This window comes from Microcystis sp. Msp_OC_L_20101000_S702, assembly GCF_007095705.1.
In the GTDB taxonomy this organism is placed as follows: domain Bacteria; phylum Cyanobacteriota; class Cyanobacteriia; order Cyanobacteriales; family Microcystaceae; genus Microcystis; species Microcystis ichthyoblabe_A.
Window position 1 is genome coordinate 1 of record NZ_SFBO01000067.1, and the last position, 25,769, is coordinate 25,769.

Genomic DNA, 25,769 nt, shown 5'->3' on the forward strand with positions numbered 1-25,769 from the left:
CAGTCGATTCTCGATTCTCAAGGTCGTGTAATCGGTACTTGGGCCGATGTGTTAAACCGCGCTGGTATCGGTATGGAAGTAATGCACGAGCGCAACGCTCACAACTTCCCCTTAGACTTGGCTAGTGGTGAACAGGCTCCTGTAGCTCTGACTGCTCCTGCTATCAATGGTTAAGTTCTAGTCTGAACGAAAAGGCACTCCCGCGAGGGGGTGCTTTTTTGTTGTTAGAATTATGATATAGCTCAATGTTAAATGGAGTTAATTTTATGATATCCCCTCAAATTATTGAACTGGAACAAAAGTTACGAGACTGTTCTCTTGAAGATAAAAAATGGTTATTAGAACAGTTACATCAACAATTAGGATTGAATGATCAAAAAACAACCAAACAACGATTAATAGATAGTTGGAATGAAGCTTATAGTGATGGATTGGACAAATCAGAAACTTTGATGTCAGAGGGAATACGCCATCATCAACGCCAATTATCTGAGTAAATATGACGATTTTTCAAGGTGATATTTATTGGATTGATTTAGGAGAACCACAAGGAAAAAAATCAAATTAATTATTCAGGGAATTAAGTTGGTTATTGAACCTCAAGAACTCGAATAATAGGGATTATAAAAGGATTTAAAGAATCCATTAACATAAAAAAAGCATACAGCATCGCCGCTCACGGTTACTTCGGATGTTTAATACTAAATCCGTCGAGTATAGGCTACATATCAGGATAGCCGAACAGCAAAATGGGAATAGATAATCAGTCTTTAATAACCGAATTTAGTACCAGACGCTTAACTAATTAGAAGTAAAAAAATTGTAGGGTTAATTCATGAATTAACCCTACACATCGTTTCCATTCAGACGCTTCACGAATTTGCTAGAGTCATAAACTCTAGTTAACAAAAGTCCAGCGTCCTTCCACTTGACCGTCAAGAAGTTGATGAGTACTTAAATATTCTTCAAGAACACCTTGGCTTGAAGTAGTAACAACTTTAGCGTTAGCTATTTCTTCAGGCGTGAGATTCAAACTCTTCAGTGAATTTTGATAATGATAATCTTGCACGCAGATTACATATAAACGATCAGCCTCTACAGGTTGTTCATTAATACTGAAAGATTCAATTGCTTTCTTAGTATTGTTATAAACTACTCGAACACCTTTGCTGATTTGATAACATTGACTTTCCCCAGGCTTTCTGTTTTCTGGGCGCAGAAAATGGGTAAATACCTTTGTCAGTTGCGCTCCAGTAACTTTAATTTTATAAAGAGAACCATCATAGGGATAAACCTTCTTAAGATCTTCAAGAGTGACCACAGGCCCTAATTCTTTACCTCGTATGGAACCACTACCGACAAGCACGACATCAATCGTATCTATTTCTAAGAAGATATCAGCGATTAAATTACCTAACTCAGTTTCTTGTTCGCGCACGGGATGAGTCAATTGACGATTTAAACGGCTAACAATACGATTGTACTTGCGATCTACTTGTTCTTTGTAGGTATTGATAAAATTTTGCAAATCTACGTCAGGACTAGCTACCTGATCATTAATAGGAATAAGTTCCCATTTCCATTCGACAATGCTGTTCGTATCGTCGTCTACTGTAATATCGAAACGTCCGATCTGATCAGTCCCAACGGCGGCCTGGGTGATTAAAATGTTGTTTACTTGGGCAGGCTGTTCTAAAAGTGTATGAGAATGTCCACCAATGATCATGTCCACCCCCCACTCAGGGTCTAACATAGCCGCTAACTTTTGATCCTCTTCAAAACCAATGTGAGTTAGGAGTATTGTCAAATCAATATCTTCATTTTTGTAGGTATTACAGATCTTACCAACTTCAGCCGCCGCATCTTCTAGTCCAACAAATGTACCAATGCTTTTGTCCAGCTTTAAGGCACTAAGAACCTCTTCGGTGACAATACCAATGAACATAACATCAAATCCATCTACATTGAGGATGATATAGGGGTTCATCAACCTTTTACCGTACTTTTTAATGTACAAGTTGGCATTAACAATAGGAAAGTTTGCCATTTTTTCTAAGAAGAGCAAATGAGGAAAGCCATAGTCTAATTCGTGGTTTCCTAAAGTCACTACATTAGGTGCTAGGTAATTCATAATTTCCATGGTTGATAAGCCTTTAAATTCGGTATCAATCATCGAACCTTGAAGCATATCACCTGAAATAACATAAAGTGTATTTTTTTCCGTTTGACGCACTTGATTGATATAACCAGAAAGCAATGATAACCCGCCGATCAAACCACCTTGTCCAGTTTTAGCCTCCGCTAAAAAGTCGCCGTGCATATCATTGGAATGTAAAATCGTAAACTTTTTGAGTTTGTTTGTAGTTTCAACCATGAGCCTCTCCAGTAGTTTGAGTTGATTAAATGAAAGAGATAGTTTGATTTGGGTACTGCGAACGGTTTAAAGCTTGGCTTTCTGAATACCGTCAGAAGCTTGGTCTGTGATTTCTTCTAGCCGATCCAGAAAAAGTTCAGCTTTTAGCAGTTTAGGCTCTTCGGTTTGTGTTATGCAATGGAGGGGGGTTATAAAGGATAAAACCCTTACACAGAAAGACATTGCTTCGATTTATGCCCCCTGATCGAATCATGCCAAGTAACGAAAAGCCTAAGCTTATAGTATAGCATAACTCGCGCCAATCAGGATGAGAGCATCTCAAAAGCTATTGACAATTGGCCAATTTTGTGATCCTCATGGGCATTTCAGGTGATATAGCAAAGATCGGGGTGGTTAGGACAATCAATCGCTGAAACCCTTGACCGATAAGAGTTTGAAAATTGAAAGCGTCCTAAATAACCCATTTTTTGCTATACAAGTCAATCAAAATAGTTACGAAATCTTAACATTTGGTCGATTTTTGCTTAACAATTGAGATGGCCAATTCTCCTCAAATATGCCTAAATCGCCGACTGGGTAAGCAACTCAGACAAAGTTGATTTTGTCAAAAATTGTTAAGATGCGCCACCTTGTCCTGTACTTAGATTGTGTCTAGCTACTTACAATCGGAAACAATACTTAAACAAAATGGCAATGCTTCAACAGAGCGCTTTTCAATAGGAGATGATATTCTTTTTCGGGGATAGTATAGGACCCAAATCTAGCCAGATGGGGATTTTGCATTTGGGCATCAAATAGACAGAAATCCCGTTCTCTGAGGTGTTCAACTAACTTGACCATGGCTACCTTAGAACCATCGGGAATTTTATAAAACATCGATTCTCCGATAAAAACCCCGCGAATTGCTAAACCTAAAATCCCCCCCGCTAATTGATCCCCTTGCCAAGTCTCGAAACTGTAGGCCCAACCGGCTTGGTGTAATTGCTGATAGATTTGGATTAACTCCGGGGAAATCCAAGTCAGCGAGCGATCGGCACAACCGGCACAAACCCCAGCAAAATCGCGGTTAATAGCCACGGTAAAGCGATTTTGATTCAAAACTCGTTTTAGGGACTTGGGATACCTAAAACGCCGATCTAGAGGAATAAGAGCGCGATTTTTACTAGAATACCAATCCAATCGCCCCCCCTCATCAGCCATGAGAAAGTAACCGCGTGCGTATCCTTGTATAATAGAGGCGGTATCCACAACTCCCCCCAAGAATTCAGTCTCGTAGCCTGATCATTCTCTAATTATGCCCGATCATCCCGCACCAATTCCGCCTATTACTTTACCACCGATCGAAAACCCCCAACAGGAACAAACTTGGCTGCGCACCGCTTTGCATCGTTGGTTAGATGCGGAATTTATTCCCGAAGCTATTAACGATACTATCGCTGAACGTGCTAGTCAAATTTTTCTGCGTCAGCGTTTGGAAGGGGAAAACGATCTCGGTAACTTGGTGATTGCGATCGTTACCGAGATGCAAGCTTTTGATTTCCGCGAAAGTTTTTATAGTGAATTTGCCATCGCTAACGCCGTTAGTGATTTAATTTTAGATAGTTTAGGGATCGATCGCTGTTGTGGGCAAAGTTAGACAGTTTTTCTCTGCTATTGGAGTTTAATTTCTATTAGCTGCTCTGCTAATTTTTTTGTACGAATGGGGTAAGCTGCACTGCCTATTAGAAATTTTAGGACAAATGATCAAACCCTCTCTCCTCGATCATAGACGGTCTTAACCAGTAATTTAGATAGTCAACAGCTTATTGCTTATTTAAGAAGTTAACAAAATCTTTAATCGACAAGAATTAATTGATAGTTGTTGGGAAGGTTTAATTAATTTCCAACCCAGCGATCTCAGCGATTGTATAGGCTGGTCTGCCTTTAACTTCTTCGTAAATTCGCCCGATGTATTCCCCTAATATGCCAATACTGATCAATTGTACTGAACCCAAGAAAAACACAGCGATCAAGATAGTAGCTAAACCAGTAACGGGAGAGTCGGGTTGCTGTAAGCGCCAGTAGAGAACCAGTAAAGCCATCAACAGGGCAATTAAAGCAGAAAATAAGCCTAAATAAGTGGAAATACGCAGGGGAATCTTAGAAAAAGACACCAAGCTATTAACCGCTAAAGCTAGGGATTTTTTAAAAGTGTATTTGACTTCGCCAGCAAACCGGGGATCCCGCTCAAATTTAACAGCAGTTTGTCGGAAACCAATCCAAGCGCGCAAACCGCGAATATAACGATTCCGTTCTGGCATAGAATTTAATACTTCCACCACCTGACGATCCATCAGACAAAAATCCCCCGTGTCCGCAGGGATATCCACGTCGGCTAATTGTCGCAGCAATCTATAGAAAACGTAGGCAGTTAGGCGTTTAAACCAACTTTCTTTTTTCCGTTTTGTTCTCTGGGCGTAAACCACATGATAACCTGCTTGCCAAGACTCAATCATTTTGGGAATCAATTCCGGTGGATCTTGCAAGTCGGCATCGAGGACAACAATAACTTGACCCCTAGCAAAATTAAGTCCTGCTGTTACTGCTGCCTGATGGCCAAAGTTACGAGCAAAGCTAATGTAACAGACCCTAGCATCTCTTTCCTGTAGTTCCCGCATTAAATTTAAGGAACGGTCCCGACTGCCATCATTAATCAGAATCAGTTCCACAGAATCATCTAAACTATCCATGACATCACTGACACGGCGATAGAGTTCTGGAATGGTTTCTTCCTCGTTATAAATCGGGATAATTAGCGAATATTTCGGCATTTTCGAGAGGTTGAACGGACAAAAGCCGTGTTTTTATGGCGGCCGCTACGCTCTAAATATTCTGCTAAAGTATCCCTTTTGTCAACTTAATAGATTACTACTAGACAGTGCCTTTGAACTACTCTCAAGGTCGTTGAGAGCTTCCTATTTCACGGGGGACTGCCTTAAGACGAACTTACGCCCAGCTTTTGGTCTTACATCCCCTCCAGAAGTTTTTATAGTGAATTTGCGATCGCTAACATCGTCAGGGATTTAATTTTAGATAGGGTTTGCTGAATAAATTTGAAATGTAGGCAAAGTAAAGGTTTTGGGGCTTTTCTCGCTCCCACAGGTGCAAGATTTTGAGAGAATCGTCGTTCAAAACCTTGCGTCTTCATCGGCCCGCGTCCTGTAGGGGCGAAGCATTCGGACAATAACCTATCGGTGAAAAGGTAGATTTTCTATCCCCCTAGATAGTTTAGGGATTGATCGCTATTGTGGCCAAAGTTGGACAGTTTTTCTTTGCTATTGGATTAAATAGCCAAGGAATGATCGACCATTGCTTGCCGACGTAAACAATTCCAGTAGGCTGCATAGAGATCCGTCTGTTGACCGCGTAGGGAAGCGATCGCAGGTGCGGCAGGAAAAGGCCAGAGACGATCAAAAACCACTTCCCGATGAGCCAAACGAAACTGTAGCAAATAAACAGAAGCAGGAGCCTGTAAATTATCCAGTAATTGCGCTGCCAGCCGATATAAAGACTTAAGACTCTCTCTTTCTAGACTAATCGGCTGACTGTAGGAGTTAGGGATCATACCCTCCCCGATTACCTCACCGTATTCTAAACCTTTAGATGTCACCGTGATCGGCAACCAAAGATCCCCAAAAGAAGAATCTCCCTGACTGGTTTTATAGTGCAGGGTATGGGCAACCCAAGCGCGTCTTTCTTCGATATCCCGACAAGCTTGATAAACTTTTTTACCCGGAAAATTCACCCAATTGGGCAATTGAATTGTTAAGGGACACCAGATTAAATTATTTTGGCCGGTTTTACCCGACTCCATTTTTGACCACAAGGAAGCCGTCCCCGTCACCTCCACCGCCAGGGATTTAGGAACCGCATTTTTTAAAGCAATCACCATTTTTTCGGTAACGGGCGATAGCCGAGACATCTGACCACTGGCTTGAGCTTCGGCATTAACGAGAATGATAACTTTGTCCATTTCTTCTTGTGGGTTGGGTGAACTTGAACGATCAGCGGTGAGGTTGGTTAAGAATGCGAACTGACTGGGGTTCAATGCTTCTGTAGTCGCCATGGCAAAAGCTATTTCTCTGGATTTTAGCGAATTATACAAGAGCGCAACTATTTTTTACGGATTTTTTCAACAGCAACCAGATTCAAGGCGGGATTTTGCTGCTCCCCCTCATAGAATACCTTAAGTAATCAGTGATCACTAATCAGTGATCAGTGAACTGAAAACTCAACTCTGAATAACTGGTAACTGATCACTGAAATTACTCGTCTTCGGCGAAAATAAAGCGAGTTAGTTCACTAGGATCGGGTTCGGGGCTAGATTCGGCAAATTTAACCGCTGCCTCGATTTCAGCTTGAATTTTCTCCTCGATTTCTTTTAATTCTTCTCTCGTGGCCAGATCTCGCTCGTAGAGGTAGGCGGCAAAGCGAGTGATCGGATCTCTTTCGCCCCAGAATTGTTTCTCGTCAGCACTGCGTAACTCGTCGGGATCTGCTAGAGAGTGACCCCGGAAACGATAGGTTAAGGCCTCAATCAAAGTCGGCCCCTCACCGGCGCGGGCGCGGGCCACGGCTTCTCTGGCGGCGGCATGAACGGCGACCACATCCATACCGTCCACTTCCACACCGACCATACTAAAAACACTGGCTTTTTTATAGATTTCCGGTTGAGAAGTGGCTCGATCGTGGGCCATTCCGATCGCCCACTTATTATTTTCCACCACATAGATAATCGGCAACTTCCAGAGGGCGGCCATATTCAGACACTCAAAAAACTGGCCATTATTACTCGCCCCATCCCCAAAGAAACAGACCGTTACCTGATCGGCACTGGCATCACCCATGGCTTCCCGACGGTATTTACTCTGAAAAGCCGCCCCGGTAGCGACGGGAATCCCCTCGGCCACAAAAGCGTAACCCCCTAAAAGCTTATGTTCGGCGGAAAACATATGCATGGAGCCGCCCCGTCCTTTACTACAACCGGTAGCTTTGCCAAATAACTCCGCCATCACCTCTTGAGCGGGAACTCCAGCACTGAGGGCGTGGACGTGATCGCGATAGGTACTAGAAACGTAATCTTCTCCCTGACGCAAGGCTTTAACAATACCGCTAGATATGGCTTCCTGACCGTTGTAGAGATGGACAAAACCGAACATTTTGCCCCGATAATACATTTCGGCGCATTTATCTTCAAACATCCGCCCCAAAACCATATCCTCGTATAGGCGAAGACCTTCAGCTTTGGTGATAATGATGGAAGCAGGATTAAAGGTTGGTAAAGTACGTTCGGAAATCATAGGGTCTGTAGTATCATTTAGACAACAAAAAGGCAAGGGGAGAGGAAGCGGTAGATTTTTCGAGAATTCTGGCAGTGAATTTTTTGGTCTTAAACCAAGGGGTTCTTGGTATTTTCTCTCTCAAATCTAATCTTAGTCAGTCAGAGATTGGCTAGGATAAGATGGTATCTTGTTATTTTACTCGCTCCGCTCTCACTTACATCATTTAATTCACTAAGGACTCTCCAGAGTTGAGGTACAGCTAACCGTGCGAATTCCTCTTGACTACTACAGGATATTGGGAATCCCTTTTCAGGTGAATGCCGAGCAGATTGATTTGGCCCACGCCGATCGGGGACGGCAATTGCCACGTCAAGAATACAGTCAAACAGCGATCGTTGCCCGTCAGCACTTGTTAGATGAAGCTTACCAAGTGTTAAGTGATCCGGATCGCCGTCGTGATTACGATGCCCAATTTTTCGCTCCCAATCCCCTGCTTCTCAACCCAGATAGCAGCGCCGAAAACCTCGATTCTCAGGGTGGGGAGGTGGCCGCCGCTTCCTCAGAATATCCCACTCCCCAGATTACCATTGCCCCCGCCGATCTGGTGGGAGCTTTGCTCATCCTGCAAGAGTTGGGAGAATACGAGTTAGTGATTCGTTTGGCTGAAACTTATCTAGATTTGGAGCCAACTACTCGCCCAGATATGATCTTAACCTTGGCTTTGGCCTACGGGGAATTAAGTCGGGAATATTGGCAGGATAAAAATTATGAACAGGCGGCCAGCACCGCAGCCAAGGCCCTGATCTGCTTGGAACAAGAACAAATGTTCCCACAAGTGGCTGGCGAGATTCGTCATGATTGCGATCGCTTGCGTCCCTACCAGGTTCTGGAATTGTTATCCCAAGAAAAAAACCCCGGTCTTGCCCGTCAGCGGGGCTTAAATCTCTTGGAGGATATGTTGGCCGCTCGCGGTGGCATCGATGGCCAGGGCGACGATCGCTCTGGGTTGGGGGTGGATAATTTTTTACGCTTTATTCAACAGTTACGGGTTTATTTGACTCAGGCCGAACAGGAGAAAATCTGGGCAAAAGAGGCAGAACGCCCCTCGGCGGTGGGTAATTATCTGCTGGTTTATGCCTTGATTGCCCTCGGTTTCGCCCAAAAACAACCCGCCGCTATTGTGGCAGCCAGCGATCGCCTGCAGCAATTACAAAAACATCAGGATGTTTCCATCGAGCGATCGATCTGCGCCCTGCTGCTCGGTCAAACCGAACAAGCAAGCACAATTTTAGAAAAAAGTCAAGAGCAAGAAATATTAAATTATATTAAGGAACAATCTGGGCAATCTCCCGATCTTCTACCTGGGTTATGTCGTTACGGTGAGCGTTGGTTACAAACAGAAGTTTTCTGCCATTTTAGTGATTTAGTCGAGCGGAAAGCCTCACTCAAAGAGTATTTTGCCGAGGAAGAGGTACAAAATTATTTGGAAGAATTGTCAGGTTTTCCTGACGAAAAAGTTCCCGTGTCAGTTCAAGAAAAGGTTGGGGAACCTTTAGAATCGGAAGTAAATGTTCTCAAAACCCACACCCCCCCCACCCATTTAAACCCAGTGCCAGGAGCGACACCGATGAGGGAATCTGCTTATTCTTCCCATTCTCGTCCCCAAAAACCGTCTTTAGCTAGAGCTAACGGTGAGCGGACAGGCACTGCTGTACCTGCCCTGAGAGCCACCCCTCAGCAGGAAACTTTCACCCCCTATACTCAGGGCAGTGTGGTGGTGACAGCAGCCGATCGTCAACCGGCACTTAATCCCCCCCGTCGTCGTCCTAGTCGCTCGCGCCACCCAGCAGCGGGCAACTCCGGGCCAGCAGCCGTAGAAACGGTAAAAACTACCCTAGTCGCACCGAAACGGAGACGACCAGTCCGCAGAAAACTACGACTCGATCGAGTGGCGATATTGGGAGTAGGATTAGTGGGAACGCTCGTGGTTTTGTCCTTGGGGGTAAAGGCAATTGTCGATAGTCAATCTCCTTTGGCAGCCTTGCAAGGGGAACAGTTACCGATTTCTTTAAATACTCCCATACTAGAAATTCCCTCGGCTAACGCGGAGGTGATGGAAAGGACTCCCTTAGACAAGGAAAAGGCCAAGGAGACGATTCAAGCTTGGTTAGCAGCAAAATCGGCGGCTTTTGGCAGTGAACACCAAAAAGAGCAATTGAAAGAGGTTTTAACGGGTTCAGCTTTGGAAATTTGGCAAAAACGGGCGGCGGCTTTACAGGGAAATAACTATTGGCGCTACGATCATCAAGTGGATGTGCGATCGGTCACTAATAATGCCAAAAATCCTAATTTAGCGACGGTGGAAGCGATAGTCAACGAAAAGGCTATCTATTTCCATAATGGCAAGGAAATTGTCAATCGTTCCTATAATGAGTCCTTGAAGGTGCGCTATGATTTGGTACGGCAAGGAGATAAATGGTCGATCGAAAAAACCCAAGTCTTACCCTAATTTTTTCCGATTAAATCCCCAAAAAACCTCGGAATTATGAATTGGGAAGTGGGGAGATGGGAGATGGGAGCAGGGGGAAAAAAACTGATAACTGAGGACTGACTCCCCTAAACGAAAACTTTGTACCTCACCATTAAGATAATTTCTATATCTTTAGACTGATAAATGCTCAATTTGCTTAATATTTTTTAACATAAAATACGCCCTTTGATTGCTGTAATTGGTTCCCTAGAAGTCGAGCTAATGAGTTATAATCGTAGATGAGAATCCGTAGTTCTTAGAGGAAAAGAGCGGGGCAATCTCAATTTTTTGCCCACCCACAAGACCATGATTTTGATGTTTTAAAAATCTCGCATAAGTCTTTAAGAACTTTTAAAATCAGCATTCACACAGGAGGGATATTATGACAGGTAAGAGTAAACGCGGTTTTGCCTCTATGGATCAAGCTAAACAAAGGGAAATCGCTAGTAAAGGTGGTAAAGCTGCTCATCAAAAAGGGACAGCCCACGAATTTACCTCCGAAGAAGCTCGCGAAGCGGGACGAAAAGGTGGTGAAGCGGTTAGCCGAGATCGGTCCCACATGGCAGCTATTGGACGGGAAGGGGGCAAAAATTCTCACAAAGGCAGTCGCAAAAACTTAAACTCCGGGGAAAATTCCCCAGTCAACGAGTCTATAGGTGAAAATTCCTCAGATTTTGGCAACTCGGAAGCAAATAGTTGACTTTGGTTGACTTTTTCTGGGACTGAGAGGGTTTTGGCAGCAATTCTCATTTTAAGGTTTCATGACATAAAAAGCCTTATAACAAGAGGGTTGTACAATTCTTAACAATTTTAGTGATCGCTGAAACGGCGCAAAATCGTTTTGAATTTATTTTTGCTAGGGTTTTGGGGTGTTGGGGTTTTTAGTTAAATTCCCCATTCCCCCATTTCCCCATCCCCAATAAATACTTTAAGGTTCGATACTGACAATCCAAGTACCGACGTAGAGACGGACGGGAATATTGCCAGAGGCAGTCACATCACAGGTAAAGTAATAAGTGCCTAATTCGGGATTTCTGACATTAGACATGACGATTTCAACTTTGCTGGTGGGATCGATCGCTTGTTCGGGGACAATTTGAATAACGCGACTATCCTTATCCCAAACCACTTCCTTTAAAGGTAAAGATTTGCCGTTGATGCGTACCTCGATTTTATTGGTGTCAAACTGGCCGTTAAAATAATCGGGATAGGAAATAAAAAAAGCTGAAGCCCCTTGGGAGAGTTTTTTCGCGGGAATATAGAGTTTATAACGATCCATTTGCTTGGGACGACCGCCAAATTGCAAAAAATAATCTAAGATATCCTTGCGATCGACTCCACTAAAAATTGTTAGGCCGGGGTTGCCATTGGCTAAAGTTATTTTTGGTAAAATAATTCCCGCACCCACCCCTAAGGATAGAGCGATCAAAGCGGGTGTCCTAGCATATTTAATTACTTTTGTCAAGAGTTTTAACATAAATTTCAATCCAAGGTGAGGGGGATGGTGATGGCTGCAAGGAGCCGAATACAGTTCAACTCTAACAAAACTCGCTCGTTTCTTACCTAGACCTTTGCCAGTCCGATAAGTGTCTTGGTTAACGCTTCATCGCTCGTGCCATATCCCGTTGATCCTGACGACGTTTCAAATCTTCGCGTTTATCGTGTAATTTCTTGCCTCTACCGAGGCCAATGCTGATTTTTACCCAACTACCTTTAAAATACATCTTCAAAGGCACAAGAGTTAAGCCTTTCTGTTCCACTTGACCGATGAGTTTGCTGATTTCCTTTTTGTGCATCAACAATTTTCTCGTCCGGCGCGGATCGTGATTAAAATATTCGCTACTCTGTTCGTAGGGGGAAATATGAACATTAATTAACACCGCTTCACCATTGCGGACTAAAACGTAACCATCCCGCAGGTTTACCTTACCAGCGCGCACAGATTTAACCTCGGTCCCCAGCAACTGCACCCCCGCTTCAAAAGTCTCTAAAATCTCGTAGAGATGGCGTGCTTGCCGGTTATCAGTGATAATTTTGATTTTGTCGTCTTGATTGGCCATATAGTCAAGTGAAAAGTGAAAAGTAAAAAAGCGATTGGTAGAGGCAGTATCGGCTAATTATCTCGATTTTTCCATATCCTTATCTTTATATCTTACTCGTTCTTTTGCTCTCTGGGGACTGACTGCTGGTGGCTCTTTGGTGATCACCGGCCTTGTCAGGGGGAACGAGAAGGGGGAAAATGAGAGCAGTGTTAAATTTTTATGAAGTTTGGTTCTGTGGACAAAATTCGTACTGTTTCCGATAGTAAGCGTGATTTTTATACTCGCCACACCCGCCCCATCAATTCGGTGTATCGGCGCGTGGTTGAGGAATTATTAGTCGAGATGCACCTGCTCTCTGTTAATGTAGATTTCCATTATGATCCAATTTATGCTCTTGGTGTGGTTACTTCTTTCGAGAAGTTCATGGAAGGCTATCGTCCGGGGGAAGATAAACCGAATATTTTTAATGCTTTGTGCCAAGCGGTTAACGGTAATCCCGAAGTCTATCGTCGTGATGCCGAAAATATTATCGCTATTGCCAAAGAAACTAATATTGATTCCTTGCTTTCCCAACTGCAAAACCCTGCCCTAGGTGGTAACAATCAGTTGTCTGATAGTTTAGTTTCGGTGATCAACGCGGCTAAGTTTAAGTATAGTCGCCTGTTTGCCATCGGTCTTTATACTATTTTAGCCGAAGCACAACCAGACATAATCAAGGAAAAAGAAAAACGCGAACCAATTTTGCAAAAATTCTCAGAAATTCTGCATCTCTCCAGCGAAAAACTGCAAAAAGACCTCGATGTTTATCGCGGTAATCTCGATAAAATGGATCAGCTGCTCAAGGTTATCGAAGATGCTCTAGAAGCGGAAAAGAAAAAACGTCAACAAAAAGAACAGGAAAAACAAACCACCCTGCAATAAAGGCTCTCAACCGGAAATTACCGCGTGCAGACAAGGGAATAGGGAACAGAAAAAGGATTAAATCGGCTCTCTTTCTTTACTGTTCCTTCTGACCTCGTTCTACAATTAGGATCGGCAACCCTCAATATTTATTTCCCGTGACTAACTCCTCCATCACCGCACCCGTAACCGATATTTTGGCAAAAGCGCGGTCAGGGGCAAATTTATCGGCAAAAGAAGCGATTATCTTGCTAGAAACTACCGATAACCGTTTAATTGCCCGGATTCGGGAAACGGCCGACTTTTTGCGTCGTCAACAGGTGGGAGATACCGTCACCTACGTGATCAATCGCAACATTAATTTTAGTAACATTTGTGAGCAGCATTGCAGTTTTTGTGCATTCAGACGCGATGAAAATGAAGAAGGGGCCTTCTGGCTTAATTTAGAGGAAATTATCGCTAAAGCGGCGGATGCTGTCCATCGTGGGGCGACAGAAATTTGTATGCAGGGAGGATTAAACCCAAAAGCCAAGATTAAGGGCAATTCCTTAGACTATTACCTCGAAATTGTTAAAAACCTGAAACAAGCTTTTCCTGACCTGCATTTACACGCTTTTTCGCCCCAAGAAGTCCAATTTATCGCTAGAGAAGACGGTTTAAGTTACGAAAAAGTTATCGCTTCCCTGCAAGAAGCAGGAGTGAATTCTCTCCCGGGGACGGCTGCCGAGGTGTTGGTGGATGAGGTAAGACGGGTAATTTGTCCAGAAAAAATCGATGCCGCCACTTGGTTAGAAATAGTCGGTATTGCCCATCGCTTGGGGTTACATACCACCAGTACCATGCTCTGCGGTCATATTGAAACCCCTAGTCAACAGGTGCAGCACCTTGAAAAAATTAGAAAACAGCAAGAAATCGCCCTAGCAAATAATTATCCGGCTAAAATAACCGAATTTATTTTATTGCCTTTTGTGGGACAATCGGCCCCCAAACCCCTGAGAAATCGAGTCGGACGGGATCAACCAATTTTAGCCGATACATTAAAATTAACAGCAGTGGCGCGGATTTATCTGGGCAATAGCATTAAAAATCATCAACCCAGTTGGGTAAAATTGGGCTTACAGGGGGCGACAGAAGCCTTAAACTGGGGTTGCAACGATCTCGGTGGTACTCTCATGGAAGAACATATTACCACTATGGCCGGGGCCCTGGGCGGTACCTGTTTGACCATCGAGGAGTTAGAAACGGCGATCAAATCCCTCGATCGCCCCGCCCGTCAACGGGATACAATCTATTAGAGTCTATTTAACCCGAATCCTGGATTAGCTGAAAGCTTGATCCTGTCCCGGGTTAAAACTTTCCTTCTCCCGTCCGAGTCCTGAGAAAATTCCCCTAACCCGAACTGACGTTATTAAGAGGAACTATTTCTTTTCAAGGCAATTGCTAATTGTCTCAGTCGTTCACTAACTTCTAAATTAAATTCTTGAGATTTCAAATTAGCGGGTAATTCTGCTACAAGCTGAGGATTCTCCTTATACCATTCGTTTTGGGCGACACCTGCCCATGTTCCTTCTTTTTCTCGAAAAATATCCACTAATCCTCTTAATTCTTGAATACAGTAGGACTCAAATCCTGCAGCTTCAAAAATACCATGGCGTAGATATTCTTCAAAAGCGTTAATATCATTAGTTACTTCAAAGGTAACAACCTCTCTGGGTGGGGTTAATTGGTCAGCCAAATCGATCCAATTAACCCCAACTGTATCTACCGTCATTCCGATAACGTTTTTGGCAATTTCTGTTACACCTAACACCTGTTGACGAAGATTAGGATTAAAGAGTAAATCAGAACCATACTTAACGTATTTTTTTAAGACTCTAAAAGCAGGTTCATCTCCTTGATAATAGTTATCAATCAGTTCCACATCAACCCCTAATGATTTGACAATTTGGCTGCGGGTATCACTGTTAACAGGACCGCGAATTAATGCTTCAGCAACGGGACGAGCAAATCTTAAAAATAACACTGATAAGCTATTTTCTAAGCGAGTTAAAAACTCCTGTTCTGAATAACCAATTAATCGTTCTTTTACTTGAGAACTTCCCCATAATAAGGAGGACATATAATCGACTAATTTTAAAGCTTCATCTTTTAATTCTGCCGCTAATTGTCGAGCAAGGGCATCCAAAAATTTTCTAACATCCCCATACAAGTCATCCCGCCAAGCATAATTAGCTTTTGCCTTGTCGAAGTCTGGAAAAGAATTTGCATCAAAAATAATTTCTTTTTTTCTTAAAGTTTCTTGTCTTAATTTTGCCATTTCACTGGCTAACAGTTGCCCATAGCGTTCTTTAAACTTTTCGATACTACTAGAAGATTCGTTATTAACTTTTTCTAAGGGTTTGTTAATGGCAGATGTTTCATAAAAGTTTTGTAAATCAGCTTTTATCTGTTCCCATTTTCTATGCCACCATTCTGAAAAATCAATTCTTCTTCTTTCCTCTTCAAAGCGTTGTGCTTCTTCAGGATTTTCGGGAAATCTTTGACTGACAAAATGGTGAATATCTTCTGAGGTGCTGACAATTTTATCAATGGAAGCTTCACAGCGTTTCTTGAGAATTGCTACTCGCTCAGTATTAATATAATTAAAGATTTTTTGTTTAATTTCAGGGATTCCTGTAGCTTGAGTTCTTAACATTTCATCATCTATAATTCCAGTCAAAGTTTTTAATTTATCTTGAATATTTCTGGCTTTTCCGATTTCTAATTGAGTATGTTCTTCCGCCAGATTATTTAAGATTAAATAAGCTCCTGCTGAACCAGAAACAATGCGATTAACCGGTAAATTAGCGCGTTTTGACCAATCCTGAGAGGCTTCTGTAATATGAGTTTTAAGGGCTTCTGGGCTACCAAGAGAGTCAATATGACTTAAAAAGACAAATAACTTATCAGCAATGGTGACATTCTTATCACCTTGTTCTGTAAATTTAATAATTTCTAATTCGGCTTCTCGAATACTGCGAAAACGCTGAATCACGATGACTGCATCACAGTCTGATAACATTTGTTGTGCTTCATCAACGTGCTTGGCTAACCCAGAATCTGAACCAGGAACATCATAAAAGACGATTCCTTCTGCTTGAGCGAGTTTATTAGTATAAAGTCGTGCTTCTAGGACCGCATGGGCGTATTTTTCATCAGCAACGTATTTTTTTAGTTGTTCTCGGATGTCTTCTAGTCGAGTAAAAGGAATAACTAAATTACCTTCTCGTCTGACTTGTTTTAGGGTGATTTCGTTTTCTCTAATGGTGTTTAAGTCTTCTTTTGCGCCAACGGTTTCTAATTCTTTGAGAAGATGAATAAATTGTTCTTCGCTGCGGGTTTGCACTTCTAATCTTTGTTCAGATTCGCTTTTAACGGAATAAATTTGCGTGGTGGTAAAGGTACATCTTCCTCCTTTGGCAGGAAGTAAATCACATTCTAACCATGCGTTAATAAAGGTACTTTTTCCCGCCTTTTCTAAGCCAACCACAGCAATACGAAATTCTCTTTTTCTCAGTCTTTCGAGTTGACGGTTAGCAGGTATTGCCTCTTGCAGGAGGATTTCTGTTAATTTAGAGGGAACTTCAGCTTGGGGAAGTTTGGCTAAGTCAACGGCAAAATGTTGGATATTTAAGACATCACTGAGACGGGTTTCATAGTAGGATGAGGCCGATTTCCAATCCATTAAATTAACTCCTTAAATACGGTTGAATTCTCTGAGAATAGAGACATTTTTGAGAAACCCTATCTGTATAACTTTTCCTGTTACATTAAGTGGAAGTTCTCGCTTCATTCCATACTGAGTTTCTTTACCAATGATATTACCTCCATTTTTGAGATTAATTCTAACGTAGAATTTTAATCGACTTTCAGGAGAGCGTCCTTCCTCCGGTATAGTCTCTACAGATATTTTTTTATACTCTGGCACACATAAAAATTCTGTAGCACAATCAATTAATCTTACAACATCATCTCTATTAAGATCATACCCTTCATGTAAATTATAAACTTCTGATGCAGGAACAGCTAGACATAAAGAAGCTGTCGGACTAATTTCATTTTTAGAACGAGTCCTTTGTAGATATTTAAAACAAGTAAATGCCCCTACCATTAAACAAGCTACTGTAATAATTAATTCCATTTGGCGTTCTTCCTTTGATTGATTTGATTTTGTTAGATCAACGTTATCTAAGATATCACTTATGCCAGTTGCAAGATTTGTTGAATTAAAGTCCCCGAATTTAAGCCTTTCTACATAAACGAGCTTTGTTACATCATTAAGAAATTCACCAGACAACCTTTTATCTTCATCTAAACAAGAGGATTGATTAATTCCAAAATAACGACATAGATCATCTCTCTGAGATTCTTCTCTTTCAAGAATAATACTTAAAACATGATAGAGTACACCTCCTTTTTTAGATTTTATTTTTGGATACACAATTGCAAAAACATCTTTACAAATACTCGAAAAATATTTATTATTCACTAATTCACCTCCTCTTTTTCAAAATTTTCTAATTCCGCAAGGCTTTGTTCTAAAAATTTAGCTCTTTCTTGGATAGGTTTCCATATAATTTGTGTTTCCTCGTAGTTAGTAGTTATTTCCTGTTGAGCTTTTTCTAGGCTGGCTAAATAGCTATTAAAAATGTCATGGGTTTTATGATCTACATTTTTTTTTAAATTATCAATCTGTTCTAATAGCCATTCAAACATTGAACATAACATTTCAGGTTCGCCCTGTTGCTGGAATTGATGAATCCAATTCTGTAAAAGAGTTTCAGTGCTTGGAATTTCTGCAATCATGCTTTCCTTTTTTTTCATCCATAGCCAGTGTTTAAAACTTCTGTAAGTACCAGAACTGATTTCAATATCAGACTCCAAATTAAAATCAAATTCCAGTTTTCTAGTAAATGTATTAAGTTCAGATTGTGGAAATTTTATAACAAAATTTGGTGCTTTTTCTTCAGCACCCTTTTCTATATGTTTAATATGAAATCTAAACAATTCAGATACAGATTCCTCTATTCTGTTAATCTCCTGAGCAGACACTCTCTTTAATATTTGCGATAATATGATAGTTAGATTAATTGATAAATTATTTAACTCTTTTTTAATTATTTGAAGACTTAATTTCTCTTTATCCCTTTTTGCTGTGATTAATAAACCATTTCTTGCATCTGAACCTGTATAGCCCAATTGAATCAGGATATCCAAGTTGTTTTTTAGCATATTAACCTGATTAACATTGGCCTTTTTAAAGTTGATATTGTCCAAATCAACTCTGCCATTATCTAAAGATTTAACTACTGCTTCTAAGACGTTTCTAATAACAGTCTTTAGTGCCTCTCTCCACTCAACTAAGGGAACTAATTTCTCTTGAATTTGGTCATAAGGGGGAGTAAATTGAAGTTCATTGATAGCCTCTCTTAAACTAGCTACTAAATTATCGGCTGTTTTGGTATCAATATCTAATTTTTCAAAAACGGCTAGGGGCTGTCTTAATTTGGCATCACTAGCTTGGAGAAAAGAATCAAGATTTTCTTTTGTTTGTGATAACAATTCAGATTCTTGCTGATAATTTTCTTCCGAACTGTTAAGAATTGCCGTAGTAGTTTGTACTGCCCATTGTGCAATACTATTTCCCGCCGCTACATTAAATTTTTCTATAGCTTGGGGAATAACTAATTTAGGAAAATGTTCTGCTATGTGCTTGCTTAGTTTCTTTTCAAATTCTTCTGCATAGGATTGTTTGAATAACTCTTTGGCAATTTGTTCTTGTTGAGAGATAGTCCATTGTTTAGCATCAAGACTTAAGTTTCCTCGCTTCATGATTTCCTTAATTAAAACTTGAAAGTTATCTATGGCTTGCTCATAGGGTTTTAATACTTTCTCAAGTCTAGTTTGATCATGCTCTGACCAATTTTCCTCTCTTGTAGGTAATTCCTCTAACAGATCCTGAAGCAATTTCTTATTATCCTGAATTTGTAAAGCCAATAAAGCTGGCCATGTACTCAGTTTTACAATTCTCAAATTTTCAATATCTTTTGTATATTCTCTTAAATTCTCGATCAGTTTTTCCTTAATGTTTTCAGTCGTTTCTTCAACAAACTCACTTTCACTTTCTTGCCAATCATCATCTGATCTGAATATATCAATCCGATTTAAAATAAATAGCATTCGTGCAGGAGAGCCGCCTAAATCTTTAACTTGATCAACAACTTCTGATAACAGATTATCAACTTTATAAGGATCTGTTTCTGCGCTGTTATATGTTACTAAACATAAAGCTTCACGACATTGTTTGATAATCCCAATATTTCCCTCATCTCCTACATAAGATAACCCGGGTAAATCTAATAATTTAACTCTAACCCCTTTAGGCAATTCTAAGAAACTTTCATCTTTAACCAGTCTAAAAGGATAATAAATAATAGATCGAGGATAAGCTAAATCAGGTTGTTTTTTTCTGGCTTTAATATAAGCCTTCATTAACTGTTTTAAGCGACTATAAATATTTTCGTCGCTAATCTTTTCCCACTTCCCGCATTCCCACAACGCCCCCGGTGTTTTTTCAATAATTAAAGTCTTTTCTTCGCTATACTCAATGGTAACTGTTCCTGCACTCATTTCTCGCTGTGCCATCGGCACAATATCAGCACCACAGAGGAAATTAACTAGGGTACTCTTCCCACTGCTCGTCGTGCCAGTCGTCGCTAAAATCAGGGTAGGATGGCGCAATTCATTGATTAAAACTTCTAAAGCTTTCTCTAGATTACTAGAAAGTTCGTGGATTTCACCATGATAGGATTCAGGCAAATGCTGAATAATCTCCGTTTTGAAGTCACCCCAATAACCCGCTAGAAGGTTAGCTTTATTTTCCACTGCTTGGAAAACTGCGTAAGATTTTTGACCCATAATACTCTATCGCTGACAGAATAAGCTGATTCAAGAATAAGCCACAACTTCATTATAACGATAATTTTCTTTCTTGCCTTTAATTCTCCTATTCTAAACTGGTAAAAAATCAAAATCTATAATTTCTGCAAAGGTATAAGGACAAACTTGCGGAAACGTATCAACAGATAAACCAGTTTTTTTGATCACCGATCGCTTGGCTTTATCATAAATTATATCTAGCCTAGAAGCCCCATAATTGTAGAGGGTTTTTGACTGGAATAAAATTTCTAGTTCTAGACGAAAATTATCGATTTCATCGGCCCATCCCCAGCCACAATTACCTTTTTCAGTCAGCCAATACTGATAAATCAATAAATGTTTAACGGTTTGAATTAGATAGCTTTCCACTTGGTTTCTTTGTTCTCGCCCCAAATCTTCTATCTCCGTTAAAAGATGTTCCCAATCTAAATTTTTCATCTCCCCGCGTCGAATTTGTTCGGTGGTTCGCTCAATCCACAAAACAAAGTCCTGATCATAAAGCTGTTTTAATTCTTCCCACTGCATAGATTTTTGAGATTGAGCCGCGCTTTTATGATCAATCATAAACAAAAACCCCCCACCAATGGGCGGGGGGTTTTTTAGTCACCTAATTCAAGGTTTAGCCGAACTTGCCAGCAGTGGAGGCGATCAAGAAGGCGGCGTAGGTGAAGATATAGCCAACGGTGAAGTGAGCTAAACCAACCAAACGAGCCTGAACGATCGAGAGAGCCACGGGTTTGTCTTTCCAACGAACGAGGTTCGCCAGAGGAGTGCGTTCGTGGGCCCAAACGATAGTTTCGATCAACTCTTGCCAGTAACCACGCCAAGAGATCAGGAACATGAAACCGGTTGCCCAAACGAGGTGTCCAAAGAGGAACATCCAGGCCCAGACAGAAAGGTTATTAACACCGTAGGGGTTGTAACCGTTGATTAACTGAGCCGAGTTAGCCCAGAGGTAATCGCGGAACCAGCCCATCAGGTAGGTGGAGTTTTCGTTAAACTGAGCCACGTTACCCGACCAGACACCGAGGTGTTTCCAGTGCCAGTAGAAGGTTAACCAACCCAAGGTGTTCAACATCCAGAACATGGCTAGGTAGAAGGAATCCCAAGCAGAGATGTCGCAAGTACCGCCACGGCCAGGACCGTCGCAAGGGAAGGAATACCCGAAGTCTTTTTTATCGGGCATTAATTTGGAACCACGAGCGTCTAAAGCACCTTTAACCAGGATTAGAACGGTGGTGTGTAAACCAAGAGCGATCGCATGGTGAACGAGGAAGTCGCCAGGACCGATGGTTAAGAAGAGGGAGTTAGTGCCGCTATTGATCGCGTCTAGCCAACCGGGTAACCAAACATCACCGTAGTTGGGATAGGCGGTGTAAGCGATACTATCGGGGTTAGACAACAGTACGTTCATGCCGTACAGGGTTTTACCCGAAGCTGCTTGCACGAATTGAGCGAACACAGGTTCGATCAGGATTTGTTTTTCGGGAGTACCGAAAGCGACGACCACATCGTTATGAACGTAGAGGCCGAGGGTGTGGAAACCTAAGAAAAGGGAAACCCAGCTTAGGTGAGAGATGATCGCTTCTTTATGCTCCAGCATCCGGGCCAGGACGTTATCTTTGTTCGCTTCGGGATCATAGTCACGCACGAAGAAGATAGCACCGTGAGCGAAAGCACCCACCGCTAGGAAACCAGCGATGTATTGGTGGTGCGTATAAAGAGCCGCTTGGGTAGTGTAGTCCTTAGCAATAAAGGCATAAGGGGGTAGCGCGTACATATGCTGCGCCACCAGAGAGGTGATCACGCCTAAAGAAGCGAGAGCCAAACCGAGTTGGAAGTGGAGAGAGTTGTTAACCGTGTCATAAAGATTTTTGTGACCGGCTCCTAACTTACCACTGGGGGGTCTGTGTGCATTGAGGATGTCCTTGATGCTGTGACCGATGCCCCAGTTGGTGCGGTACATATGACCAGCCACAATGAAGATCACAGCGATCGCCAAGTGGTGGTGAGCCATATCGGTTAACCAGAGGGACTCGGTTTGGGGATGGAAACCACCTAAGAAGGTGAGGATCGCAGTTCCCGCGCCTTGGGCAGTACCGAAAATGTGGTTAGCAGTATCGGGGTTTTCTGCATACACACTCCAGTCACCGGTGAAGAAGGGTAGTAAACCCGCCGGGTGGGGGGGAGTGGAGAGGAAGTTGTCCCAACCAACGTGCTGACCGCGGGATTCGGGGATAGCAACGTGAACGAGGTGTCCGGTCCAAGCCAGAGAGCTAACACCGAACAGAGCGGCGAGGTGGTGGTTCAGGCGAGATTCAGCGTTTTTGAACCAAGCGAGGCTAGGACGGAACTTAGGTTGTAAGTGTAACCAGCCAGCAAAGAGGAAAATCGCCGAGAGAATCAGCAGGAACACCGCACCTTGGTATAGGTCTTGGTTGGAGGTCATACCGATGGTGTAGAACCAGTGGTAAACCCCGGAATAGGCGATGTTAACAGGGTTAGAAGCGCCAGCTTGGGTGAAGGCATCTACAGCGCCTTTACCGAACTGGGGATCCCAAATCGCGTGGGCGATGGGACGGATGTTTAAGGGATCTTTGATCCACTGCTCGAAGTTACCTTGCCAAGCGACGTGGAATATAGTGCCGGAAGTCCACAGGAAAATGATTGCAATGTGGCCGAAGTGCGACGCGAAAATCTTTTGGTAGAGATTCTCTTCCGTCATGCCATCATGACTTTCAAAATCGTGGGCTGTGGCGATCCCGTACCAAATCCGACGGGTAGTCGGATCTTGGGCTAGATCTTGGCTAAATTTAGGGAATTTAGTTGCCATAGCTGTTTAGGAAATTCTCCTCTCTAAATAACTGAGGCTCTTACACGAGTGCTGGTTATTTCCTTTTTTAAATTCACCCACTGTAATAGGAAACGCTTACAGAGGTATCGGTCAATCGACGCCTGTTGAGCCTAGTCTTGCCAATCCCCGGGGGACTGGCAAGCCCTTATAGGCAAGTTTAGCCAATCGAGAGACTTCTGGCCAAGAAGAATGCCCAAGTGGTGACAATACCGCCTAAGAGGTAGTGAGCCACACCAACGGCACGACCTTGAATGATGCTCAGGGCGCGAGGTTGGATAGCGGGGGCAACTCTTAACTTGTTGTGCGCCCAGACGATCGACTCGATTAATTCTTGCCAGTAGCCGCGACCACTGAACAGGAACATCAAGCTAAACGCGAAGACGAAGTGACCGGCTAGGAACATGATTCCGTAGGCAGACAGAGCAGAGCCATAGGAATTAATGACTTGCGCTGCTTGCGCCCAGAGGAAATCGCGTAACCAACCGTTGATGGTGATGGCACTTTGGGCGAAGTTACCAAGGGTAACGTGGGTGACAGTGCCATCGGGGGCGACGGTTCCCCAGACATCGGACTGCATTTTCCAGCTAAAGTGGAAGATTACGACCGAGATGGAGTTGTACATCCAGAACAGGCCGAGGAAGACGTGATCCCAACCCGAAACTTGGCAGGTACCGCCGCGACCGGGACCATCGCAGGGGAAACGGAAACCGAGATTCGCTTTATCGGGAATCAGACGGGAACCACGAGCGTAGAGAACCCCTTTGAGGAGAATCAACACGGTGACATGGATGGTGAAGGCGTGGATGTGATGCACGAGGAAATCGGCAGTACCGAGAGTGATCGGCATCATGGCCACTTTGCCACCCACTGCTACCACGTCGCCACCGAAAGCATAACTAGCGGTAGTGAGAGCGTTAGGAGCGGTGTTGCCGGGGGCTAGGGTGTGGAGACTTTGTACCCATTGGGCAAAGATGGGTTGTAGTTGAATTCCCGTATCCGAGAACATATCTTGGGGACGACCAAAAGCCCGCATTGTGTCGTTGTGAATGTATAAACCGAAGCTATGGAAGCCGAGGAAAATACATACCCAGTTCAGGTGGGAGATAATTGCGTCGCGATGACGGATCACCCGATCGAGCAGGTTATCCACGTTTTTGGCTGGATCGTAGTCGCGCACCATGAAGATCGCTCCGTGCGCTCCCGCACCGACGATTAAGAAGCCACCGATCCAAGTGTGGTGAGTGAACAAGGATAGTTGGGTGGCGTAGTCAGTCGCCTGATAGGGATAGGGCGGCATGGCGTACATATGGTGGGCCACGATGATGGTTAGCGAACCTAAGAGAGCAAGGTTAATCGCTAACTGGGCGTGCCAAGAGGTGGTCAGGATTTCGTACAGTCCTTTGTGACCTTGACCGGTGAAGGGACCTTTGTGGTTTTCGAGGATTTCCTTCATGCTGTGACCGATACCCCAGTTGGTACGGTACATATGACCAGCAATGATGAACAATACAGCGATCGCCAAGTGATGGTGAGCGGTATCGGAAAGCCAGAGACCACCAGTCACGGGGTTCAAGCCACCTTTGAAGGTGAGGAAATCCGAGTAAGCACCCCAGTTAAGGGTAAAGAAGGGGGTCAAACCCTGGGCGAAACTGGGGTATAAATCCGCCATCTTGCTCGGTTCGAGAATGAACTCGTGGGGCAAGGGGATGTCTTGGGGAGCGACTCCCGCATCGAGGAGTTTGTTCACCGGTAAAGAAACGTGAATCTGATGACCAGCCCAACCTAGGGAACCTAAGCCGAGTAAACCCGCCAAGTGGTGGTTCATCATCGATTCCACGTTTTGGAACCATTCCAGTTTCGGTGCGCTTTTGTGGTAATGGAACCAACCAGCAAACAGCATCAGGCCCGCCATCACTAAACCACCGATAGCGGTGCAGTATAGCTGATAGCTGTTGGTGAAACCAGAAGCTCGCCAGAGGTAGAACAGACCAGAGGTGATCTGAATCCCGTGGAAACCGCCGCCCACATCGCCGTTGAGGATGCCTTGACCGACGATCGGCCAGACCACTTGGGCGCTGGGTTTGATGGCGAGCGGGTTGGTTAACCAAGCTTCATAGTTAGAAAATTTCGCGCCGTGGAAGTACATTCCACTTAGCCAAACGAAGACAACGGCGAGATGTCCGAAGTGGGCGCTGAAGATTTTCCGAGAAATATCTTCGAGATCGCTGGTTTGACTATCAAAATCGTGGACGTTGGCGTGTAGGTTCCAAATCCAGGTAGTGGTTTTGGGTCCTTTGGCTAAAGTGCGATCAAAATGCCCCGGTTGACCCCACTTCTCAAAGGAAGTAGGTACTGGGTCTTTATCTACAATCACTTTAGCTACCGCCTCTTTGGGGGGGAGTGCCATGAGGATTCTCCTCTCTCGACAATAGACTTAGCGTTTTATTTGAGGATAGATTTTTTAACCTAAAAAAGGCAAGTTGAAATCTGACCCACCTTTTGTTAATGTCGCTTGACTTTCCTCTTGGGTGAGATTCCAGTCGAAAGCATCAATAGTAGATGATAAGTCTTTGTTCTCTCCTCTGTTCGTTGTGCTTAACAATAATTAAAATTCTCTCAATCCTTGATAGGAGAGACATTTTCTGCTATGGACGGTCTTAGTCAGGGTCAGACCGGTAATTTTTCTTTACAAAAGTTTATTAATTGTCGCCCCAGAAGCCGATTTCACCTTTTTCTCCCTCACCAGACCATATAGAAAATTCAATAGATA

General features: G+C 43.1%; 19 protein-coding genes. 6 read left to right on the plus strand and 13 right to left on the minus strand.

All coding sequences use genetic code 11. From position 1 onward, the window contains the following. Window positions 1-266 precede the first annotated feature (266 nt). On the plus strand, window positions 267-497 hold the full coding sequence (locus tag EWV60_RS06880) for a hypothetical protein (protein WP_002791563.1): 231 nt from the start codon (window positions 267-269) through the stop codon (window positions 495-497). Window positions 498-898: 401 nt separating this feature from the next. Here the strand turns inward: EWV60_RS06880 and EWV60_RS06885 are convergent, their stop codons facing one another. Together EWV60_RS06885 and aat are read right to left on the minus strand one after the other, a co-directional pair. Beyond that, window positions 899-2,374 carry a bifunctional metallophosphatase/5'-nucleotidase gene (locus EWV60_RS06885; protein WP_193979376.1) on the minus strand — a complete coding sequence of 492 codons (1,476 nt, stop codon included), beginning with the start codon at window positions 2,372-2,374 and terminating at the stop codon, window positions 899-901. Window positions 2,375-3,052: 678 nt separating this feature from the next. Next, window positions 3,053-3,634 (minus strand): leucyl/phenylalanyl-tRNA--protein transferase, encoded by a 582-nt coding sequence (gene aat, locus EWV60_RS06890; RefSeq protein WP_002754248.1) that lies wholly within the window; start codon window positions 3,632-3,634, stop codon window positions 3,053-3,055. 34 nt (window positions 3,635-3,668) lie between these two features. On the opposite strand from aat, the gene EWV60_RS06895 reads away from it, so the two are divergent. Further along, the gene (locus EWV60_RS06895) at window positions 3,669-4,010 is read left to right on the plus strand and encodes a DUF8822 family protein (protein ID WP_002731952.1); all 342 of its coding nucleotides are present in this window, start codon (window positions 3,669-3,671) and stop codon (window positions 4,008-4,010) included. Between the two features lie 235 nt (window positions 4,011-4,245). Here EWV60_RS06895 and EWV60_RS06900 read toward each other — a convergent pair whose 3' ends face one another. From EWV60_RS06900 to pdhA, 3 genes are all read right to left on the minus strand, one after another. Next, the gene (locus EWV60_RS06900; RefSeq protein ID WP_287231660.1) at window positions 4,246-5,184 is read right to left on the minus strand and encodes a glycosyltransferase family 2 protein; all 939 of its coding nucleotides are present in this window, start codon (window positions 5,182-5,184) and stop codon (window positions 4,246-4,248) included. 512 nt (window positions 5,185-5,696) lie between these two features. After that, complete coding sequence (locus tag EWV60_RS06905) at window positions 5,697-6,479, minus strand: hypothetical protein (protein ID WP_287231713.1); 783 nt, start codon at window positions 6,477-6,479, stop codon at window positions 5,697-5,699. Between the two features lie 199 nt (window positions 6,480-6,678). Next, entirely contained in the window at window positions 6,679-7,713 is a 1,035-nt protein-coding gene (gene pdhA, locus EWV60_RS06910; RefSeq protein WP_002754242.1) for a pyruvate dehydrogenase (acetyl-transferring) E1 component subunit alpha, read from the minus strand. A gap of 247 nt (window positions 7,714-7,960) precedes the next feature. On the opposite strand from pdhA, the gene EWV60_RS06915 reads away from it, so the two are divergent. Further along, window positions 7,961-10,204 carry an IMS domain-containing protein gene (locus tag EWV60_RS06915; protein ID WP_287231661.1) on the plus strand — a complete coding sequence of 748 codons (2,244 nt, stop codon included), beginning with the start codon at window positions 7,961-7,963 and terminating at the stop codon, window positions 10,202-10,204. A 403-nt stretch (window positions 10,205-10,607) separates the two neighbouring features. Continuing rightward, window positions 10,608-10,925 (plus strand): KGG domain-containing protein, encoded by a 318-nt coding sequence (locus EWV60_RS06920; protein WP_002732376.1) that lies wholly within the window; start codon window positions 10,608-10,610, stop codon window positions 10,923-10,925. A gap of 228 nt (window positions 10,926-11,153) precedes the next feature. Here the strand turns inward: EWV60_RS06920 and EWV60_RS06925 are convergent, their stop codons facing one another. Together EWV60_RS06925 and smpB are read right to left on the minus strand one after the other, a co-directional pair. After that, the gene (locus tag EWV60_RS06925; protein WP_002754207.1) at window positions 11,154-11,702 is read right to left on the minus strand and encodes a DUF2808 domain-containing protein; all 549 of its coding nucleotides are present in this window, start codon (window positions 11,700-11,702) and stop codon (window positions 11,154-11,156) included. Between the two features lie 118 nt (window positions 11,703-11,820). After that, window positions 11,821-12,285, minus strand: coding sequence for an SsrA-binding protein SmpB (gene smpB / locus EWV60_RS06930; protein WP_002732921.1), 465 nt, complete (start codon window positions 12,283-12,285; stop codon window positions 11,821-11,823). A gap of 216 nt (window positions 12,286-12,501) precedes the next feature. Between smpB and psb29 the strand changes: the two genes are divergently transcribed. Continuing rightward, on the plus strand, window positions 12,502-13,188 hold the full coding sequence (psb29, locus tag EWV60_RS06935) for a photosystem II biogenesis protein Psp29 (RefSeq protein ID WP_176721703.1): 687 nt from the start codon (window positions 12,502-12,504) through the stop codon (window positions 13,186-13,188). 137 nt (window positions 13,189-13,325) lie between these two features. Continuing rightward, window positions 13,326-14,462 (plus strand): 7,8-didemethyl-8-hydroxy-5-deazariboflavin synthase subunit CofH, encoded by a 1,137-nt coding sequence (gene cofH, locus EWV60_RS06940; protein ID WP_287231662.1) that lies wholly within the window; start codon window positions 13,326-13,328, stop codon window positions 14,460-14,462. Window positions 14,463-14,575: 113 nt separating this feature from the next. On the opposite strand, the gene EWV60_RS06945 is transcribed toward cofH, so the two are convergent. The 6 genes from EWV60_RS06945 to psaA all read right to left on the minus strand — a co-directional run bounded on the left by EWV60_RS06945 (window position 14,576) and on the right by psaA (window position 25,406). After that, a complete protein-coding gene (locus tag EWV60_RS06945) occupies window positions 14,576-16,891 on the minus strand; it encodes a dynamin family protein (protein WP_287231663.1) in 2,316 nt (771 codons plus the stop codon). 12 nt (window positions 16,892-16,903) lie between these two features. Continuing rightward, window positions 16,904-17,695 carry a hypothetical protein gene (locus EWV60_RS06950; protein ID WP_002733763.1) on the minus strand — a complete coding sequence of 264 codons (792 nt, stop codon included), beginning with the start codon at window positions 17,693-17,695 and terminating at the stop codon, window positions 16,904-16,906. Further along, window positions 17,695-20,124, minus strand: coding sequence for a dynamin family protein (locus EWV60_RS06955; protein WP_287231664.1), 2,430 nt, complete (start codon window positions 20,122-20,124; stop codon window positions 17,695-17,697). The genes EWV60_RS06950 and EWV60_RS06955 overlap by 1 nt, the downstream gene beginning before the upstream one ends. A 93-nt stretch (window positions 20,125-20,217) precedes the next feature. Beyond that, the gene (locus tag EWV60_RS06960) at window positions 20,218-20,709 is read right to left on the minus strand and encodes a DUF29 domain-containing protein (protein ID WP_002754196.1); all 492 of its coding nucleotides are present in this window, start codon (window positions 20,707-20,709) and stop codon (window positions 20,218-20,220) included. Between the two features lie 55 nt (window positions 20,710-20,764). Beyond that, window positions 20,765-22,978, minus strand: coding sequence for a photosystem I core protein PsaB (gene psaB, locus EWV60_RS06965; RefSeq protein WP_002732591.1), 2,214 nt, complete (start codon window positions 22,976-22,978; stop codon window positions 20,765-20,767). A 178-nt stretch (window positions 22,979-23,156) separates the two neighbouring features. Further along, window positions 23,157-25,406: a photosystem I core protein PsaA gene (psaA, locus tag EWV60_RS06970; RefSeq protein WP_002734764.1), complete on the minus strand. Its 2,250-nt coding sequence runs from the start codon at window positions 25,404-25,406 to the stop codon at window positions 23,157-23,159. Window positions 25,407-25,769: the final 363 nt, after the last annotated feature.

Bases quoted from the DNA above. Each gene is read 5' to 3' on its own strand.
- EWV60_RS06880 (WP_002791563.1), top strand. From the start codon at position 267: ATGATATCCCCTCAAATTATTGAACTGGAACAAAAGTTACGAGACTGT.
- EWV60_RS06885 (WP_193979376.1), bottom strand. From the start codon at position 2,374: ATGGTTGAAACTACAAACAAACTCAAAAAGTTTACGATTTTACATTCC.
- EWV60_RS06895 (WP_002731952.1), top strand. From the start codon at position 3,669: ATGCCCGATCATCCCGCACCAATTCCGCCTATTACTTTACCACCGATC.
- EWV60_RS06900 (WP_287231660.1), bottom strand. From the start codon at position 5,184: ATGCCGAAATATTCGCTAATTATCCCGATTTATAACGAGGAAGAAACC.
- EWV60_RS06905 (WP_287231713.1), bottom strand. From the start codon at position 6,479: ATGGCGACTACAGAAGCATTGAACCCCAGTCAGTTCGCATTCTTAACC.
- pdhA (WP_002754242.1), bottom strand. From the start codon at position 7,713: ATGATTTCCGAACGTACTTTACCAACCTTTAATCCTGCTTCCATCATT.
- EWV60_RS06920 (WP_002732376.1), top strand. From the start codon at position 10,608: ATGACAGGTAAGAGTAAACGCGGTTTTGCCTCTATGGATCAAGCTAAA.
- EWV60_RS06925 (WP_002754207.1), bottom strand. From the start codon at position 11,702: ATGTTAAAACTCTTGACAAAAGTAATTAAATATGCTAGGACACCCGCT.
- smpB (WP_002732921.1), bottom strand. From the start codon at position 12,285: ATGGCCAATCAAGACGACAAAATCAAAATTATCACTGATAACCGGCAA.
- EWV60_RS06945 (WP_287231663.1), bottom strand. From the start codon at position 16,891: ATGGATTGGAAATCGGCCTCATCCTACTATGAAACCCGTCTCAGTGAT.
- EWV60_RS06955 (WP_287231664.1), bottom strand. From the start codon at position 20,124: ATGGGTCAAAAATCTTACGCAGTTTTCCAAGCAGTGGAAAATAAAGCT.
- EWV60_RS06960 (WP_002754196.1), bottom strand. From the start codon at position 20,709: ATGATTGATCATAAAAGCGCGGCTCAATCTCAAAAATCTATGCAGTGG.
- psaB (WP_002732591.1), bottom strand. From the start codon at position 22,978: ATGGCAACTAAATTCCCTAAATTTAGCCAAGATCTAGCCCAAGATCCG.
- psaA (WP_002734764.1), bottom strand. From the start codon at position 25,406: ATGGCACTCCCCCCCAAAGAGGCGGTAGCTAAAGTGATTGTAGATAAA.